A 19,977-nucleotide genomic window follows, 5' to 3' on the forward strand; every position below is an offset into this window, starting at 1 on the left:
ATCGATTAAAATTGACGTGTTTCTGAATTGTCTATCTCGCGTTCATATGGATTGTGCAAGTTGCTTTCATATGGATTAGAATGGCTCATACCTGAAATTGGATTTGAAGCAGGAGTGTCATCTAATTTTTTACCGAAAACCTCGCGTTCTAAATTAGACAAACGTTTTAGAATATCGAAGTTTGTAACAGCTGCACTTTTAGGCATTTCTTGTCCGCCGCGTGGTGGCATTGCTTGTTGTACTTTAGAAGCTTGATCAAGTTTTGCTAGTAACCGGTTATTTTCTTCTTGTAACGTTAAAATTTCTTTGTTATACGCTTCATAATCCTTGATTACGTTATCTAAAAACTCATCAACTTCAACTGGATCATACCCACGCATTTTTGTTTTAAATTCTTTTTGTAAAATATCTTTTGGACTGTATACTAAATTTGCCATACTTACACCTCATTATTTTCTTTGATTAGGATAAAAGTTCATAGTTCAACAGCATTATTGTATCGGAAAATCGTCAGAAAATCAAACAGATTCTCACGAATCCATCGAGTTTTGTAAATCATCCATCGTTATCTGGCGGATTTCGTAAGGAAATTTCTCCGAAAAAAGTTCCGCATCCTTTAAAAAATACTGCGTCTTTCCTGGATATTCCTTATCATAAACAAGTAAACTTGCTCCAGAATGTTCCAATAAAAATCGTGTATGCATTTTTAATTGTGCTGGCGATTTATAAGGTTGATGACTCACTGAGTCGACAAAATCTGCTAAAAGTTCAACTTTTTCTAAATTTGCGCGATTTTTTCATTCCAATTATTCCCAAAATCTTTAAATGGATAGATCAATCCTAGCATTAATTCCGGATAATCGTTCTTCAATTCTGCTACGACTTCCGCTGCCCAAATCTCTGTTCCAAGATTGCCTGAAACCAAAACCCACTCCAATCCAGTATCTAAATAGCCCATAATTTCCTTTTTTAATACATTTTTAATAACTGTAATTTTAGGGTCATTGTCCTGAAAAGCCCCGATTTCAAAGCTTTTATAACCAGTAACATAAAGTGTTTTTACGTTTTCCATAGACATTCCTTTTCTTTCATAAAGATTTTTTGTTATAATGTTGGCTAGGAGTGTGATAGAAATGGCTTTTCATTATCCTAATGGTACTCCCTATAATAATCATGAAGCACCCAAAACAAAAAAACAAGTAAAAAAACAAAAATCAATCCAATTTGGTAAACGAGGAATGGATTTCGAGGAAGAAATCAATAAAAGTAATGCTTATTATCAGATGCACAGTAAAGCTGTCGTCCATAAAAAGCCCACACCCGTTCAAATTGTAAAAGTTGATTATCCCAGCCGAAGTGCCGCTGTCATCAAAGAAGCTTACTTTAGACAAGCTTCTACTACTGATTACAATGGGGTCTATAAAGGATATTATCTGGATTTTGAAGCGAAGGAAACCAAGAATAAAACCTCTTTTCCTTTTAAAAACTTTCATCAACACCAGATCGACCATATCCAACAATGTTTGGCTCAAGACGGAATTTGCTTTGTTCTATTGTGGTTCTCTTCATTGAATAGATGTTTCTTTTTTAGCGGAGAAGAATTAGTAACTTGTTGGTCAGAACAAGAAAAAACTGGGAAAAAATCGTTGCCTTTATCTATTATTGAAAAAAATGGAATAGAGATCCAAATTGGAATTGCACCGCGGGTACCCTACTTGGATGCAGTCGAGCAACATATTCAATCAAACAAAGGAGTTGCGATTAATGACAACTGATGAAATAAGTTCACGTGCAGCTAGACACGGACATACCTCTACTTCTAACGGTAATACAAACATACCGTCTAATGGTGGTAAAAAACCAAAGAAAAAACGAATCTTTTTAAAAATATTTCTAGGATTAGTTATTCTTGGAATCGTCGGTCTTCTGGCAGGTGTCGGTCTTTTCTGGTCCTACGCTAAAGATGCTCCTAAAATAGAAGACGATAAACTAAGTGCTACAGTCTCTTCAAAATTATACGATGCAAATAATGAAGTCTTTGAAGAACTCGGTGCTGAAAAACGAGAAATGATCAAACCAACAGATGTACCTCAATTACTTAAAGATGCTGTCGTATCGGTCGAAGACAAGCGTTTTTACAAGCATAGCGGTGTTGATCCGATTCGAATACTTGGTTCTGCTTTCTCAAACTTTAAGACAGGTGGTCTGCAAGGTGGTAGTACACTGACGCAACAATTGATCAAACTTTCTTATTTTTCTACAAAGGAAAAAGATCAAAATCTTAAGCGAAAAGCTCAAGAAGCCTGGATGGCAATGCAGTTAGAAAAAGAAAAATCAAAAGAAGAGATTTTAACGTATTATATCAATAAAGTCTATATGGCAAATGGCTTATACGGTATGGAAACTGCTGCTCAGTCATATTTTGGAAAACCACTAGCTGAGCTGTCGCTTCCCCAAACTGCGCTTTTAGCTGGGATGCCGCAAGCCCCCAACGACTATGATCCATATGTAAAACCTGATGTGGCTAAAGAACGACGTGACGTTGTTTTATACACAATGAAAGAAAATGAGAAAATCACTCAAAAAGAATATGAGGATGCTAAAGCTACTCCAATCGACGATGGCCTGCAACCTTTAAAACAATCAAATGAAAATCGTAAAATTGTTGATAATTATATCAAGGAAGTTATCGCTGAAGTGGAAAGTATGGGCAAAAATGTGTACACAGACGGTTTGGACATACATACCAATCTTGACATGAACGCACAAAAACGACTGTATGATATCATTAATAGCGATACTTATGTAGAATATCCTGATCCAGATTTCCAAGTGGCTTCAACTGTGATCGATGTCAAAACAGGTCAAGTCAAAGCACAAATCGGCGGACGAAATATTCCTGATGACGTGCAGCTTGGCGAGAATTTAGCCCTAAATGTTCGACGTGATGTTGGTTCAACAATGAAGCCCATCGCTGACTATGGTCCAGCCATTGAAAACCTTAATTACTCAACTGGACGAATCATGATGGATCAACCAACCACTTATGAAGGAACCAATATTCCTGTAACAAATGCTGATATGCAATATTACGGTGCTCTTACTATGAGAAAAGCGATCATGTACTCACGTAATACCACAGCAATCCAAACATTCGATACTGTAGGTAGCGACAAATCAGCAGAGTTCCTTAAAAACTTAGGGATCGAATTTAAAGATATTGTTGCTGCAAATGCAATTTCAAGTAACACGAACGAGATCGATGGAACAAAATACGGTGTGTCTTCTTTAAAACTAGCTGCGGCATATGCTGCTTTTGCTAATATGGGCGTATACAATAAGCCTTACTACGTTAACAAAGTTGTATATCAAGACGGCTCAGAAGATGTAACTGAAACTGAAAGTAAACGTGCTATGAAAGATTCAACCGCTTATATGATGACTGACATGCTTAAAGACGTAATAACTGGAGGAACAGCCTTCAATGCAGGAGTTCCTGGTCTCATCCAAGCAGGTAAAACCGGTACAGCCAACTATACTGAAGATGATCTGATTAAAATGGGTGCTTCGCAATCGTCTAGTATTGCTCCTGACAGTACTTTCGTTGGCTATACACCTCATTATGCTGTTTCAGTTTGGACAGGCTATAACGATCGAAAAACTCCGATTCCTTTTGAATATTGGGGAACCGCTTCTGATGTTTACCGAGAAATGATGACCTATCTTTCTGAAGGTGTTTCAAATGATGATTGGACAATGCCTGACAGCGTGATTCGTTCTGGTAGCGAGCTCTATGTAAAAGGAGCTTACGAAGAAAACTTGTTGCCTTCAAATACAAGTTATGATACTTCTGCTTCTTGGGAAAATCCAATAAGCTCTGAACCAGCAACAACAAGTAGTTCTACTTCTGCTTCACAAACAGAACCATCATCAACACAACCTAGTGATCAGCCAGTTTCTTCTACACAACCGTCAGAGCAACCAAGTTCAACACCACCAACGGAGCCACCAGCAAGTAGTGATCCACCAGAACAACCATCGAGTACGCCTCCTGAACAAAATAATGCAGCTGGAAGACGATCCCCTTCCAGCTGATGTATAAATAAAAAGATACGATGCTCTCGCATCGTATCTTTTTATTTATTGATTATTTAAAGCGGCCTCAACGAAACCTTTAAACAAATGTTGCGGTCTATTTGGTCTAGAAATCAATTCTGGATGGAATTGGCAACCAACGAAGAATTTTTTATCTGGTAATTCAACAATTTCAACTAAGCGATTGTCTGGCGAAACCCCAGAGAATACTAAGCCCTTTTCTTCAAATAATTGGCGATATTTATTATTGAATTCATAGCGATGACGATGACGTTCTTGAACCACTTCTTGTCCTTCGTATGTCGCAGCTGTAACACTACCTTTTTTCAGTTTACATGGGTATAAACCTAAACGTAATGTTCCACCAAGATTTTCAACATTTTCTTGATCTGACATCAAATCAATGATGTTATTAAGAATATCTGGATTATTTTCAGCAGATCCTGCATCTTCTAATTTTACAACATTACGAGCAAATTCAACACAGGCCATTTGCATACCTAAACAGATACCTAAGAATGGCACATCATTTTCGCGGGCAAAACGAATCGCTTCGATTTTTCCTTCCACTCCACGATCACCAAAACCACCAGGTACTAAAATGCCATCAGCAGCTTTTAAAGTCTCCGCAACATTTTCTTCTGTTAGCTCTTGTGAATCGATCCAATCAATGACAATATCAGAATCAAAAGCAAAACCAGCATGTTTCAATGCTTCTACCACTGAAAGATAGGCATCAGGAAGTTCCACATACTTACCTACTAAAGCAATTCTAGTTGTCTTCTTTAAGCCTAGTACTTTTTCTTCTAAAGCACGCCATTCCGTCATATCTGCAGCTGGTACATCTAGTTTTAAGTGATCACAAACAATTTGGTCCATATTTTGAGCTTGTAATGCTAATGGAATTGAATAAAGCGTCTCAACGTCACGTGATTCAATAACCGCTTCTGGTGCTACATCACAAAATTGAGCTAATTTATTTTTTGTTCCTTGAGAAACTGGTAATTCTGTACGAACGACTAAAATATTGGGTTGAATCCCTAAACTACGTAATTCTTTTACACTGTGTTGCGTTGGTTTAGTTTTCATCTCGCCCGCCGCTTTTAGATACGGAATCAGCGTTGTATGGATATACATCACGTTGTCACTGCCAACGTCTGCTTTCATTTGACGTAACGCTTCTAAAAACGGTAGTGATTCGATGTCACCGACTGTTCCTCCGACTTCTGTAATAATAATATCCGCATCTGTCATAGTTGCTGCACGCATGATTTTATCTTTGATTTCATTTGTGATATGAGGAATAACTTGTACAGTTGCCCCTAAATACTCACCCTTACGTTCTTTTCTCAATACCTCTGAATAAATCTTCCCTGTTGTCACATTTGAATATTTATTTAAGTTGATATCGATAAAACGTTCATAGTGACCTAAGTCTAAGTCTGTTTCGGCACCATCATCTGTGACAAAAACTTCTCCATGTTGATAAGGACTCATTGTTCCTGGATCCACGTTGATATAGGGATCAAATTTTTGAATCGTTACTTTCAAGCCGCGATTTTTTAATAAACGCCCTAAAGATGCGGCAACAATACCCTTCCCAATCGAAGAAACTACGCCGCCTGTAACAAAAATGTATTTTGTCATAATATAAAAAACCCTTTCTGAAAATAGATTTGTAGAGATAAGTAAACAACAAATTACTTTCTTGCTTGTTATGAAAAAGTAAAAGCTCCCTATTCAAAATGAATAGGGAGCTGAAATTTGTTGTAAACTTCTGACCTTCTCAAAGGTGCCCAAGTAGTATAATACAAGCAAATTAGTTTGAGGTCAAGTTTTTCTATTGGAAGATTTTTGTTTTTTTAGTAAAGTTTTAACGCTTCGTCCATTTATTCTTTAATGTAAGCATTTTTATATGTGCTCGTTGCACCAAAGTTATGATATTCGATTCCTTCCACTCCTGGACGGACCAATTGTCCTCTGGCTTGTTGATACAATGGAATCAAGGCTACATCTTCTTCTACTAATACTTTTTCAGCTTCAATCAATGCTTGCCAACGTTTTTCTGGTTCATTTGCATATTTATTTGATGCATCATCGATTAGCTGATCGTATTTTTCGCTGCGGTAGCTTGTTTTATTTTTCGTGCTAACTGAACTTTCTAAGAAAGTCATCGGGTCTTGGTAATCAGGTCCCCACATGCTGACAGAAAGCTCATAGTCACCTTTTTTCATCAGTTCGATCGAGTTATTCAACGGAACAGTTTTTACATTAACTTTCAAACCTGGTAATGTTTTTTCTAGTTGACCTTGAATGAATTCAGCTACTTTTTTATCTCCATCACCATCTTTGGATAGTAATTCGATCGTCACATCACCGTTCAATTCTTTTTTCGCTTTTTCTAAATATTCGTTCGCTAGTTTTTCATCTGTTTTTACTAAGTCGCCTGCTTCTTTCCTGAAATCTTCTCCTGTTTCGGGATTAGCAACAAAATCTTTAGGAATATAGCCATAAATATCTTTAGAACCATCAGCTAAAATGTTTTCAACTAAGCTTTTCTTGTCAAGTGCATAGGCAACTGCTTTTCGCACATTTTCATTGGCAAAGATCGATGGCTTATCATTTCTTTTTTGGTTCATTCTTAACGAGTAAACTTTGGAGCGTTGGATCGCTTCGTAATCTGGATTGTCTTTATTTTGTTTCGCAAAATCTCCGGTTAAAATGGCTACGTCTAGCTCACCTGACTCATAAAGATTGAACACAGTGTTGGTCTCTTTTAAAACTTCAAAATGAATTTTTTCTGATTTTATTTTATCTGCATCATAATAATTAGGATTTGCTTCTAAATCCCAAGACATTGATGCTTGATCCCAATTTTTCATTAGGAATGGTCCATTAGAAACAATATTTTCGCTAGATGTTCCGTATTCTTTGCCTTTTTCCGTCACAAACTTTTCATTTTGCGGGAAGAAAGGTGAAAATGCTAGTAATGACGTGAAATAAGTGACTGGTTTAGCCATTTTGATTTCAAGTGTATAATCGTCTAATGCTTTTACGCCTAATTCGTCTGCTGATTTTTCTTCGTTTACAATCTCTGTTCCGTTAAGAATCGTTCCATCCATCAAGAAAAAGTAATTCGCTTGATTTTTAGGGTCTGCCATTTTTTTCCAAGCGAAAACAAAATCATTGGCTGTTACCTTATCGCCATTTGACCATTTGGCATCATCTCTCAATTTTATTGTATATGTTTTACCATCTTCTGAAATCTCAGGCATGTCTTTGGCAACGGCTGGAATAATCGCATCTTTTTCATCTAACTGATAAAGCCCTTCAAAAACATTCGATTGTGCATTAACGCTTGGTTCATCTTGAGTGAAAATCGTATCCATCGAGCCCACTTCAGATGCTTCCATCAAATTCAATACCTTTGTTGATTTTTGACCAGATGTAGCTGTTTTGTCTGTGCTGTCTGCTGATTTATCGCTTGTATTCCCCCCACAAGCTGAAAGCAGCAGTATTGTTGTGATCAATGTGATGCTTTGTTTTAACCCATTTTTCATACGTTCCCACCTATTCCTTCTCTTTTTTATTTATTACACAAGTTCCTCCATTGCAATCAACTCTTGTTTTACCTCTAAATATGCATAAGGAAGTCCTTGGTCTTCATATTCAAATTCTCCACGCTGATTATCGATCGGATCTGCTCGTAAAAACTGCTTTGGCGGATTGAAGTCTGTTTGGATCTCACTGTTTGCAGGCATCCTGAAAATATCTAAATTGCCAAAGTAATAATTCCAGCGATCTAAATCACCATTTCTACGTGCACCGCCGCCAAACGATAGATCGGCAAAGACCCAACCATAAGGCGCCACATAAAATTGTGTCCAGTCATGACAGCCAGTATAGTATTGCGATACATATAGCCCTGACTGCCATTTTGCCGGGATATTAGCCATGCGACACAAGGTTATAAACAAAATTGCTTGGACGCCACAGTCACCCTTTAAATTGACCGCTGCATACTCTGAGATATTATCGATCGTAAAATATTCGCGCATAAATGAATAATTGACTTTTGTTGTGATAAAATCATAGATTTTTCGGGCTCTTTTAATTGGATTAGTCTCACCTGCCAAAATCTCAGTGAGCAATTGTTCCAAATATGGTGTGAAACGAATATGAGGCAACGCTTCACTCAATTCAAATTCTGGTTGAAGTTCAGAGGCTTTTTCTGGATCTAATTCAACATAATCGACTTGATTGATATAACTATATTCCACTGAGAATACTTGATCTTCTTCCAAAGTTGTTTCGAAATAAACGGTACGTTGGTCTTCATTCTCTGGTGCAATAAAGGTCGCTTCTGGTGATGTCTTTAGAATCTGAATATCAGAAACCTGTTTACACTCCTTGGGTAAAGGCAGATATACCTTAACTATTTCTCCAGGACGTTCGTATTCTTTTTTGACTTGAATACTGGTTTTTAAATGAATTTTTACCTTTCTTCCCCCATGTTCTTTCATCATTTGAACATTTTGGGTCAATTCTTGTTTTCTTAAGCGATCGACTTCGTTATCCTCTTTTACAAGTAACCGTGCTTCATAATCACCTTGTGTTTTGATCAAATTCATTAAAAAGCGACGCTGAAAATGAATCTTTCCGTCGATATAAAGCCAATCTACTTTTCCAGTTTCTTTTAAGTGCGTTAACTCATGATCTTGGTAGTCTTTGAATGTTTCTTTCATCATCTTATTTGCTTCAACAAAGTCAAATGGGTACTCGTTAATACCGACGATTCGGATAATATCTTGTTCGATTTCTAAGCGTTTCCTTAATGATTCTGGTATATCATTCGATAGCAAGTGTTGAATCAATTTATCAGCACCTTCAAAATCACCATAATTTTTTAATTTGATCACGTCTTCTGGTAGAGGCACACTCATATATTTTAGATCATAATACATTTGACACTCACCTTCCTTATTTACTTAAACCTAAACCGGCTTTATTTGATAGTGCAATCGTACTAGTCGCTGTAAGTCCAACACCACCAGGAATTGCTACTTCATTGAGACCGAATGTTGCATCTAAATCAGCTCTTGTGATATTTTTAGTTGCAGCAGCAAGATGAGCCGCAGCTGTCACGCCAATATTGGTTTCTTCGACCATACACCCAATCATGCACTCAACACCAGCTGCTTCACAGATATTGTTGATTTTCAGCGCTTCATGTATGCCACCGCATTTCATCAACTTGATATTCACAAAATCAACTGCATGCGCTTTGATCAAACGTAAAGCATCTTTGGAATCAAAGCAGCTCTCATCGGACATGATTGGTGTCGCTACATTTGCTGTAACAAATGCTAACCCGTCGATATCGTAATATGCTACTGGTTGTTCCACTAATTCAATCCCATACTCTGCTAAGTGGTTGATTGTGTTTACAGCCTCTTTAGGTTTCCATCCTTGATTAGCGTCTAAGCGTAAATTTATCTGACTGCCGACCGCATCTCTAATGGTTTTGATTCTAGCAACATCAGCGGCAAATCCAGTTCCCACTTTTATTTTCAAAGTATCAAAGCCCTGTGAAACTGCTAGCTTTGCCTTTTCAGCCATCACCTCAGGCTGATCGATCCCGATCGTCATATCCGTTTTAACGTTTGAATCAAATCCTCCCAAAAGTTTATAAACCGGCAGATTTGCTTTTTTTCCAAATAGATCGTAACAGGCAATATCTATTGCTGTTTTTGCTGATGGTGCTTTGGCAGCCGCAGCATTCATAATACTGTGGATTTTTTCAATATCTAACGGATCAACACCGACCAGTTGTTTTTCAAATAATTGAATGCATTCAGTGGTGCCTTTTAATGTTTCGCCTGTAATCAAAATTCCCGGCGAACCTTCCCCATAACCGATCATTCCTTCATCCGTCTCGATTTCAACGACTGCGCTCATTGAATGTTCGATCGTCCCTAATGAAATCGTGATTGGTTCTTTCAATTTAACTGCTTTTGATACTACATTGATTTTAGTTATTTTCACTTCATTTCCCCCAATATTCTGCGCTTTTATCTATTCAATTTTATAGTTTAAAAAAATCTTAACATTACCAAATGATAATTTAATCATTCTTTTTTTAATTTTGAATTAAATTTTCACACATTTTTTGAATTAGTAGTTACAATTTTAAGTTTACTCTATGGAAATGTCAATATATTAATGAGATTTCCACGTGTTTTTTCTCATTAAAACCTAAGTGCTTGTAATTTTGTAACGAATTCGAGATAATATGAATGAAAAAAGGATTCTAACAAAGGACGGCTGCAAATGGAATTTAGAAAAATAAAGACCCTAAGGAAAGAAAAGAAAATCACTTTAACTGAACTTGGAGAAAAAACTGGCTATTCCGCTAGCTTTTTATCACAAATTGAGCGCGGTACGAACCGCCCTTCGCTTGAAGCACTAAGAAAAATTGCTGACTCATTGGGAGTCACCGTAGCTTATTTATTGGCAAATGAAGCACCACAGGTTATACAAGATGACGAGACTACGGAGAATGGTTATAAGATCATCCGTAACTCTTCAGGTACTGTTTATAATCCGTGGCAGACAAACTCTACTTATTATGATACATTGTTCAATTTACCTGTACATACAAATAATATGGTGATTTCTAAAATCTATATCGATGCTCAATCTTCATCCAGCGGTCGGAAAATTGCTCATAATCTTTGTGAAATTAATTACGTTTTAAAAGGTGAAGCAACGGTTGAGCTAAAAGACGAAGTGCTTCTCTTACAAGAAGGAGACGCGATATTTTTGGAGGCTTTTACCCCACATAATATTCTTAACGCCACTGAAAATGAGCTAATGCTCTTTACTCTACAGTTTTAATTTAACCGATTCTCGTCGTTTTTTTCAGTTTTCAACACAGGCTCATTGAAAAAGATTCTCATTTACAAAGCTTTTAAAAAAAGGTATCATATGGAAAGAACGAACTGTAAAGGAGTGGATACAATGACTGAAACAAATCAAGAATGGTCTACTGAAGAGATTGAAGATATCAAGGAACAAATATTAACTGCTCTAGAAACTGTGATTGACCCTGAACTCGGAATCGATATCGTTAATTTAGGATTAATCTATGAAGTTGAATTTGCACAAAACGGTGATACTGTCATCAAAATGACCTTAACAACCATGGGTTGCCCTCTAGCTGATGTTTTAACTGATCAAATCCATGAAGCCTTAAAAGAAATTCCAGAAGTAAAAAATCCAGAAGTAAAACTTGTCTGGTATCCAGCGTGGACGACTGATAAAATGTCGCGGTATGCTCGAATTGCTTTAGGTATCAGATAAGACGAATATATCAATGATCCTACCGTTGAAAATTCAATCATTCCAACAAATCGAATAGGTCTCCTAACTGTTTTTAATATAACTGTTAGGAGGCTTTTTTTGTGAATCTCTCCAACTCTTGTTTTCAGCTTCTATGCTAAGCAAGAATTTCCACTATATTTACATGATCTTGCCTCCAAAATGCCAACACTTTCTATAAGTCAATTATACACGACATTAAATCTTAAGTAAATTCCATTTATTGAAATTAAAATAACAACGAGTTCTTACTAAGAAAAGAAGGGTTCGCTATCATTGAACCCTTCTTTTTAGCGAGGAATGCTAGTTTTTCAAAGAACCCAGCTATTTTGGTATCATTCACTCACCATTTTCATCTGCTTTTGCTGACTTTACCTGCCATTTTCCATCAGCTGTAATCGCTAGTAGATAGTTATCCGCATCTTTTGGGATTTGAACAACTACTTTTCCAGAATAGCTTCCTACTTTATCCACTAAAGTTGCTACAGTCAGACCACTACTATCCAACAGTTTAACCGTAAATGTAGCTTTTCCATCATGTGTAAGAGTAATAATCACTGGACCTTTTTTGAAAGCTAAATTGCTGATCACTTCATCCCCCATACCGCTTTTTGACAGTAGTGTACCACTTGTTTTATCATCACCGCTACTATAGCTACTGCTAGCCCCTACTCCATAATTATCATCTCTGGCACTTTGGGGGCTATTGTATTCTAATTTACACCCTGACAAAACAAACAATAAAACAAATAATAATCGTATATTTCTTTTCATGCATTTCCCTCCTTACATCCGCACAATGACACATCCTGATAAAAGCATTAACAACATAATCAAAACCAAAACACTTTTTAAGCCGTTCTTCATACTACCGCCTCCTTCATAGTGGAGCTTTTTATTTAATATATAAGATTATTTTCAATACCACCTTTCATAAATCACCCAACATTCTTTTCTACACAAAAAAGCATTACTGTAAGTATTCTCCAAAAGATTACTTACAATAATGCTTCATTGATTTTACTTATTTCTTATTTGCTTTCAAAACTGCATTTAGCATGATGATCCCTGTAATGATCGTTGTCAAAGCCTGTATTAACTTGATTTTATCGAGTTTTTTTGATTTATTAGACATCGTAATCCCTCCTGCTAGTTATGAGTCCATCATACAACTAGAATGCTCTCATTACCAATAACAAGCCTGCGTTATTGTCAGTCTTTTTAAACTAAGAAACGAACCGAATTCCTCACTGACTAATAATAAAAACACCAACAATGATCAACACAACTGCCAAAACTTTTCGAATACTCAGCTTTTCTTTAAAGATAAAATAAGAAATGATCACTGTCCAAACATAGGTCAAAGAGGTCATTGGAAATGCGATAGAATAGTCTAGAAATTTTAACAAAACGATATTCGTTAATGCACTTAAAATATATAAAAAGGAACCTAAATAAATCCAACCGTTCGTCAGTACAAGCTTTAAACTTAATCGTGGAAGATCATTCATCCCTTTTTTTAAAGCCAATGCCCCTGCACTTCCAGAGAATGTCGTAATGATAAGAATCGTCAAGACTGCTGCATAATTGATCATACGGTTTCCTCATTTCCTTCGATTCCCAAGAGAACTGATCCTGCGATAATAAATCCTGTACCTAACAATTTATACCAAGTAATACTCTCATTTAAAAATAGCGCTCCTAAAACAATCGACAAAGCAAACCCTAAACTCATCATCGGTTGTAAAATGGAGACTTCTCCATAGCGAAATGCTGCCATCATGAAAAACATTCCAGCGCCTGCAGCTATAAACCCCACAACATATAAAACAATTGCATAACCACCTGTCCCATCGGCACCAAATTTCCATGCCAATTGACCTAAACTACTTAATACAGCGGCAATCAAGATCAGTAAAATACCTAAGCTTAGTTTCTGTTGCTTATTTTTTGCATCCATATTTGTTCTCCTTTCCTAACAATAGCGAGCAATAAATTCAAAAACAGTATCAAAATAATGTGCTGGTTCATAGATAAATGAAGATAAATGAGGAGCCTTTTCAATGATCAAACTTTCTTTCACGCCATTCGTTGCCTCCATATTTTCATAAAGCATTTGGTGAGGAACAAATTTATCACCTGTGCCATGTATAAACAAAGTAGGTAAATCATTTTTTGCTAATTGAGCGACTGAAGACGCTTCTTTAAGCGAATACCCAACTTTTTTTCTAGCCCAGCGATCAGCAATAGTCAAGATAGGAAATGCTGGTAATTTGAAAGCCGAACGTAGCATTGCACCAAACTCACTGTAAACTGAAGAGTAGCCACAATCAACAATCAGTCCTTTAATATTTTTTGGTAATGTTTCGCCGCTTACCATCATCACTGTAGACGCTCCCATCGAGCCACCAAACAAAACGATTTCAGCTTGAGGCTCGATCGTCAGTACCTCATTGATCCATTTTAATAAATCCAAACGATCCAGCCAGCCCATGCCAATAATATTCCCTGTACTTTGGCCATGCGCTCTTAGATCTGGGATCAACATATTATAGTGTTGTTCAGAAAACTTAGACGCCACAAAAGACATATCACGCTGACCAAAGGAACGATAGCCATGAACACAGATTACCCATTTTTTACTTTCAGGATGTGGAATAATCAAACGACTATACAGTTTTTCCTCTCCGACCTTTAACCAATGATCCTGAGCAAATGACTCTTGCCAAAAAGCCGAGCCAAGTTCATTTTGTTCTTTCTCAATAAGATCATATTGAGATGTTCCTTTATTAAAATTATCAGGGTTCATCATTTTATGTCCTGTTTGGTCATACCACTTATTGTTTCTAAAAAGTGCTACATTCAAGAAAAAGTTTGCTGCATAAACGGAAACAGCAATAAACACAATAACTAAAATAACCAAAACTAATAATAACCACTTCAAAAACAACACCTCACTTCTAAGATTTAAGTCCTAATTTAAGTATACTCCTATTTATGGAAAAAAGTATGGATGTACTCAAACAATCAACTTTCAAAAAAAACGTGAGTAGAATATAACTCTTCGAGTCATATCTTACTCACGTGGAATCTGGATAAACAGTGATAGAAACACAAATCCTTCGGTTCAATACCTATTCACAATCCAAAGCAATCAGGTCTTCAAACGTTTCACGGCGAATGGCTAGCTTATCTTGTCCATTTTCTACAAAAACAACTGCAGGTTTAGGATTTCGATTATAGTTATTGGCCATCGAATAACCATAGGCACCAGTACTTGTAATAGCGAATAAATCTCCTGGTTCCATCGGCGGCAATTCGATATTTTTGATCAAAACATCGCCAGATTCACAGTACTTCCCAACAATTCTAAATTCTTTTGGCAATTCTGAGCTAATCCGATTCGCTAAGAAGCCATCATATACTGCATCGTATAAAGCTGGTCGGATATTGTCTCCCATACCTCCATCCACTGAAACGTAGCGACGGACCTCTGGAATCACTTTTTGTGAGCCAACAGTATAGATCGTCGTTCCAGCTTCAGCAATGATACTGCGCCCTGGTTCGATCCAAATTTCTGGGAATGAATAATCAAGTAATTCACATTGACCTTTTACAGCATTTACGATTGCTTTGACGAACGCTTCAGGTTCTAGCGGATCGTCTGCTTTGGTATATTGCACGCCAAAGCCACCACCCATGTTTAAAATATCCACTGTATATCCTAATGTTTGTTTCCACTCATTTAAAATCAACAACATTTTCTCAACAGCCGCTAAAAAACCTTCCGCGGAAAAATTTGTGATCCAATATGACAATGTGCTCCTTTTAAAATAAAGCGCTCCTCTGCTAAAAGCATTTCTAATGCTTGTGTAGCTTGCCCACTATTCACATCGAAGCCAAATTTAGAATCTACTTGCCCTGTCAATATATATTCATGAGTTTCAGCGTCTACACCTGGCGTAATACGAAACATAACATTCTGCTTCTTGTCCTTTTCTTTTAAAATAGCACTTAATAACTCGATCTCATAAAAATTATCGATAATAATGGTGCCTACGCCCTGCTCAACAGCATACGCCAACTCTTCTTTGGTCTTATTATTTCCATGAAATTCGATGTTCTCAGGTGACATACCACCTTTGATCGCTGTATAAATTTCTCCAGCAGAAACGACATCACAACCAAGCTCTTCTTCTTCTAAAAGCTTATACATCGCTAAACAGCAAAAGGCTTTACTTGCATAAATCACCTTGTTTTTTACTCCTAAAGAGTTGAATGTTTGTTTAAATCCTCTTGCACGCTCTCGAATATGCGCAACATCATAAACAAATAATGGTGTCCCATATTTCTCGGCTAAACGAACCGTGTCACATCCACCGATCGTTAAATGCTCTTGTTCATTAAATTCTGCTGTTCCAAATAATAGTGGCATCTCTTCACCTTCTTCAATTGATTTATTAAAAATAATAGCATAAAAATGAAAAACTTCCTATCTATTTTTCATCATCTTCACAAATAGTCACTCAAATTTTTAGTAATTGATCGTATAGTTCCTCACTCAATGCCTGCATTCCGTTATTAGCCGCTTGATTTGCAAAAAGAATCACTATATTTTGATTATCCTGATCACCATAAATAACAGTATCATAACCACCTAAATTACCTTCTGAGTATTTCAAATCATCAAAATAGACCATCCCTGCCTGATACCCTGCTTTTTTTACATTTGCAAGTTGCTCATATTCCTCTTGTTCAAACAGTTTCCCATCTTCTAAGCTTTGAATAAATAGCCAAAAATCCTCGGTTGACATGTACATATTGCCTGCTCCTAACAAACTAGAAAACAGCTTTTCACTGGCTGGAGATGGATCTGTTTGATAATCTTTCCCCGCATAAAAATAAGGTTTTGGAATTGCTTCATCTTTAGGTAAAGTATCCCAAAAATAAGTGTTGGTCAATGCTAACGTATCAATCACTCTTTTTTGGATAACTTCTTCATAGGATTGACCTGTTAGTTTAGAGATAATCCCAGCAAGCAGCGTATAATTACTATTAGTATAATTAAATTCCTTATTTTCAGTAACAGACAATGCCTCTAAAACATTATCTAGTTGACTCGTCTGATCTGTCAAAAGTTTATCCGGTTCCTCTTCTGCCATCAAGATACCAGAACTATGATTGAGCAAGTCTTGAATTGTAATTGTCTTACTAAATTTGATATCAGGATAAAAAGTGTCTAATGTTGTTTCCACTGTCAGTTTTTTTTCTTTGACCAGTTCAAAAATAATCGTACTTGTAATCACTTTTTGTAAGGAAGCAATTGGAAAAATTCCATTTACTTTATTTAGTCGCTTATTTTGCACATCGGCATAGCCATAGCTTTGCTGATAAAAAATCTGGTTTTCGTGGATCAACAACGCCTCTCCTTTAAAGTGACTATCCCTAATCAGCTGATTAATCAGTTCTTTTGAGCTTGATTTAGTCGTGGCCTGTTCCTTTGATTTTTCCTCTGACATAGGGTTTATCAATCGTTCGTTTTCTTTATTAAAAAACCAATTACCCAGCAAAATAGACAGTAATAAGACGGCACCTAGCCAAACAAGCCAATTCCAGCGCTTACTCATTTCGTTCACTTCTTTCTCAAAATACTTCTGTCATAAATTATACCATTTATAAAACAAAAAACAGACTACTAAGAAAAAGAAAAACGATAGACTAAAACAATGCCCTAAAAAAGGCCTATTTTAGTCTATCGTTTTTTATTGCTCTTGAGCAATCGTTAAAATTGCCGCTGGAATTCGGTACGGTGAGCATGAAATATAGTCTACGCCTATTTTTTTTAAGAAACGAATAGACTGAGGATCACCACCGACCTCACCACATACACCGATTTTGATCGCCGAATCGAAGTTTCTTATTTTATCCACTGCAATCTTCATCAACGTACCTACACCTTCTTCGTCAATATGCTGAAAAGGGTCTTCTTTTAGTAACTTTTTCTCCTGATAAGCACCAATGAATTTTCCTGCGTCATCTCGTGAAAAACCATAAGTCAGCTGAGTTAGATCATTTGTTCCAAAACTAAAAAAGTCAGCAACTTCTGCAATTTTATCAGCAGTCAAACAGGCTCTAGGGATTTCCAGCATTGTTCCTATTTTATAAGAAATTACTTGACCCGTGTTATCAAATACGTTTTCAATGGTCTGAACTAGACGCTCTCTTAACCATTTCATCTCCTCTTGACTACCGATTAGAGGAATCATGATTTCAGGGACATTTGTGTTAGCCTCGTCTTTTTGAGCAACCTCTATCGCACTTTCAATAATAGCGGCTACTTGCATTTCGTAAATTTGCGGTGTGGTAACTGCTAAACGGCAACCACGATGGCCAAGCATAGGGTTTTGCTCATGCAGTTCTTCAATGCGATGCTTGATCTCAGCCGTCGTCCGCTGTGTTGCCTCTGCTAAATAGTTGATCTCTTCTTCAGTTTGCGGCAAAAACTCATGTAATGGCGGATCCAGCAAACGGATAGTACATTCTTTCCCTTTTAATAAAGTAAAGATCGCTCGAAAATCTTCTTTTTGAAACTCTTTTAATTTATTCAAAGGAGGCATTAAGGCTTCCTCGTTTAGTGCAAGAATCATTTTGCGCATTTCAACAATTCGTTCTTCACCGAAAAACATATGCTCTGTTCTAGCTAAACCAATTCCTTGTGCGCCTAGTTTAAGTGCTGTTTTAATATCTGCCGGTGTTTCGGCGTTGGCTTTGACACTGATGCCTCCTTCTTCTTTAGCCCAATCTGTGATTGTTTCTAGCAGTTGCCATTCGTCCCCTTCAACATAAGGAATACTCCCTCTATAGATGGTTCCTGTTGTTCCGTCTACAGAGATTGTCTCCCCTTGATGTAAAGTAACATCGCCCGCTGTTGCCTGCTCCAAAAATTCATCCACATAAATTTCTTCACAACCCGCAACACAACAAACACCCATTCCTCTGGCAACGACAGCCGCATGAGAGGTCATCCCACCTCTTGATGTGACGATTGCTTCACTTACCACCATCCCTTCAATATCTTCCGGTGAAGTTTCTTGACGAATCAAAATGACTTTTTCTCCTTGATCGCTCGCTTTTTTGGCCTGCTCTGCAGTAAAATAGATACTTCCGTTAGCGGCACCTGGACTTGCTGGTAATCCTGTAGCAAAAATTTGCGCATTTTTTAAGTGATCTGGTTCAAAAACTGGATGAAGTAATTGCGTCACCATTGACGGGTTGATTCGTTGGATCGCTTCTTTTTTTGAAATAATTCCTTCTTCTACTAATTGAATACAAACTTTAAAAGCAGATTTTGCCGTTCGCTTGCCATCTCTCGTTTGCAAAAGATATAGTTTGCCATTTTCTATTGTAAATTCAATGTCCTGCATATCGCGATAATGACTTTCCAACATAGAACTCAAGGTCAGAAATTCTTGATAGACCTCTGGTAGCAACATCTTAAGTTCACTAATCGGTTGAGGCGTCCGAATTCCTGCCACAACATCTTCTCCCTGAGCATTCAATAAGAATTCACCGAAAATTCCCTTTTCGCCAGTTGCTGGATTTCTTGTAAAAGCGACACCAGTGCCGCTAGCAGAGCCAAAGTTTCCGAAAACCATTTCTTGGATATTAACTGCTGTGCCCAATGAATCAGGAATATCATGTAAACGACGGTAGGTGATCGCTCTCCGATTATTCCATGAATGAAAAACCGCTTCTACTGCTAAGGTTAGCTGTTCATAGGGATCTTGAGGAAATGGCCGATGAGTCACTTCTAGAAAAATGTCTTTATAAACCGCTACCAATTCCCGCCAATCTTCAGCCTGCATATCAATATCTGAACAATATTTTTTCTTTGATTTATAAAAATCCAGCTGTTCTTCAAATCGGTTCTTGTCGATTCCGCAAACAACATCACCAAACATTTGCAGCAGCCTTCTATAGCAATCATAAGCAAAACGAGCATCGTCTGTTTTTTCAATCAAACCGATAACAGTCTTGTCATTTAAACCTAAATTTAAAATTGTATCCATCATTCCAGGCATTGAAAATTTTGAGCCGCTTCTTACTGAAACCAACAATGGATCAGAACTATCACCAAAACGCTTGTTTGTCCTACTCTCCATGCTGACGATATGTTGTCGGATCTCTGTGTTAAGTTCAGTAGAAATCTCTTCTTTTTTTTCTAAATAATCCAAACACGCCTCTGTTGTTATCGTAAATCCTGTAGGTACAGGCAACTTCAATTTTGTCATTTCAGCCAAATTGGCACCTTTTCCACCTAGTAAATCTTTCTGTTCTTTACTTCCTTCCGAAAAATCAATCACATATTTCACGAGCAAACTCTCCTTCTCTTATATAGTGTATCACATTTAACTAATTATGATTATATTGTGTATCACATTGGTTGTCAACAAGAATTAGTATGACTTATTTTTATGGTTGCTTTATTTTTATAAGAAATAT

15 protein-coding genes and 2 pseudogenes are annotated in these 19,977 nt (G+C 37.0%); 4 read left to right on the forward strand and 13 right to left on the reverse strand.

What is annotated here, in order from left to right; translation table 11 throughout:
• Positions 1-5 precede the first annotated feature (5 nt).
• Together gpsB and V192_RS19275 are read right to left on the reverse strand one after the other, a co-directional pair.
• Positions 6-437: a cell division regulator GpsB gene (gpsB, locus tag V192_RS0104335; protein WP_025869115.1), complete on the reverse strand. Its 432-nt coding sequence runs from the start codon at positions 435-437 to the stop codon at positions 6-8.
• A 93-nt stretch (positions 438-530) separates the two neighbouring features.
• A pseudogene (locus tag V192_RS19275) lies at positions 531-1,072 on the reverse strand (SLOG family protein).
• Between the two features lie 61 nt (positions 1,073-1,133).
• Between V192_RS19275 and recU the strand changes: the two are divergent.
• Entirely contained in the window at positions 1,134-1,775 is a 642-nt protein-coding gene (gene recU / locus V192_RS0104345; protein ID WP_035010757.1) for a Holliday junction resolvase RecU, read from the forward strand.
• Positions 1,765-4,095 carry a PBP1A family penicillin-binding protein gene (locus tag V192_RS0104350; RefSeq protein ID WP_025869117.1) on the forward strand — a complete coding sequence of 777 codons (2,331 nt, stop codon included), beginning with the start codon at positions 1,765-1,767 and terminating at the stop codon, positions 4,093-4,095. Before recU ends, V192_RS0104350 begins: the two co-directional genes overlap by 11 nt.
• Positions 4,096-4,140: 45 nt before the next feature.
• On the opposite strand, the gene V192_RS0104355 is transcribed toward V192_RS0104350, so the two are convergent.
• The 4 genes from V192_RS0104355 to V192_RS0104370 all read right to left on the reverse strand — a co-directional run bounded on the left by V192_RS0104355 (position 4,141) and on the right by V192_RS0104370 (position 10,140).
• Entirely contained in the window at positions 4,141-5,742 is a 1,602-nt protein-coding gene (locus tag V192_RS0104355; protein WP_025869118.1) for a CTP synthase, read from the reverse strand.
• A gap of 242 nt (positions 5,743-5,984) precedes the next feature.
• Entirely contained in the window at positions 5,985-7,655 is a 1,671-nt protein-coding gene (locus V192_RS0104360) for a peptide ABC transporter substrate-binding protein (RefSeq protein WP_025869119.1), read from the reverse strand.
• A gap of 33 nt (positions 7,656-7,688) precedes the next feature.
• On the reverse strand, positions 7,689-9,059 hold the full coding sequence (locus tag V192_RS0104365; protein WP_025869120.1) for a transglutaminase family protein: 1,371 nt from the start codon (positions 9,057-9,059) through the stop codon (positions 7,689-7,691).
• Between the two features lie 16 nt (positions 9,060-9,075).
• Positions 9,076-10,140, reverse strand: a complete 1,065-nt coding sequence (locus V192_RS0104370; protein ID WP_025869121.1) for a dipeptide epimerase — start codon at positions 10,138-10,140, stop codon at positions 9,076-9,078.
• A 285-nt stretch (positions 10,141-10,425) separates the two neighbouring features.
• Here V192_RS0104370 and V192_RS0104375 point away from each other — a divergent pair, with 285 nt between their 5' ends.
• Positions 10,426-10,992: a helix-turn-helix domain-containing protein gene (locus tag V192_RS0104375; protein ID WP_025869122.1), complete on the forward strand. Its 567-nt coding sequence runs from the start codon at positions 10,426-10,428 to the stop codon at positions 10,990-10,992.
• Positions 10,993-11,115: 123 nt separating this feature from the next.
• On the forward strand, positions 11,116-11,457 hold the full coding sequence (locus V192_RS0104380; RefSeq protein ID WP_025869123.1) for a metal-sulfur cluster assembly factor: 342 nt from the start codon (positions 11,116-11,118) through the stop codon (positions 11,455-11,457).
• Between the two features lie 357 nt (positions 11,458-11,814).
• On the opposite strand, the gene V192_RS0104385 is transcribed toward V192_RS0104380, so the two are convergent.
• The 7 genes and pseudogenes from V192_RS0104385 to ppdK form a co-directional block, all read right to left on the reverse strand.
• Positions 11,815-12,249, reverse strand: a complete 435-nt coding sequence (locus V192_RS0104385; protein ID WP_025869124.1) for a hypothetical protein — start codon at positions 12,247-12,249, stop codon at positions 11,815-11,817.
• Between the two features lie 473 nt (positions 12,250-12,722).
• A complete protein-coding gene (locus V192_RS0104400) occupies positions 12,723-13,070 on the reverse strand; it encodes an EamA family transporter (RefSeq protein ID WP_025869125.1) in 348 nt (115 codons plus the stop codon).
• Positions 13,067-13,435, reverse strand: coding sequence for an EamA family transporter (locus tag V192_RS0104405; RefSeq protein ID WP_025869126.1), 369 nt, complete (start codon positions 13,433-13,435; stop codon positions 13,067-13,069). Before V192_RS0104405 ends, V192_RS0104400 begins: the two co-directional genes overlap by 4 nt.
• Positions 13,436-13,450: 15 nt before the next feature.
• Positions 13,451-14,419, reverse strand: coding sequence for an alpha/beta hydrolase (locus V192_RS0104410; protein ID WP_025869127.1), 969 nt, complete (start codon positions 14,417-14,419; stop codon positions 13,451-13,453).
• A 190-nt stretch (positions 14,420-14,609) separates the two neighbouring features.
• Positions 14,610-15,910: pseudogene (lysA, locus tag V192_RS19280) on the reverse strand (diaminopimelate decarboxylase).
• Between the two features lie 91 nt (positions 15,911-16,001).
• On the reverse strand, positions 16,002-17,102 hold the full coding sequence (locus V192_RS0104420; protein WP_025869128.1) for a serine hydrolase domain-containing protein: 1,101 nt from the start codon (positions 17,100-17,102) through the stop codon (positions 16,002-16,004).
• 135 nt (positions 17,103-17,237) lie between these two features.
• Complete coding sequence (gene ppdK, locus V192_RS0104425) at positions 17,238-19,847, reverse strand: pyruvate, phosphate dikinase (protein ID WP_025869129.1); 2,610 nt, start codon at positions 19,845-19,847, stop codon at positions 17,238-17,240.
• Positions 19,848-19,977: the final 130 nt, after the last annotated feature.

Origin of the sequence: Enterococcus crotali (assembly GCF_000633635.1) — a bacterium.
GTDB lineage: Bacteria > Bacillota > Bacilli > Lactobacillales > Enterococcaceae > Enterococcus_L > Enterococcus_L crotali.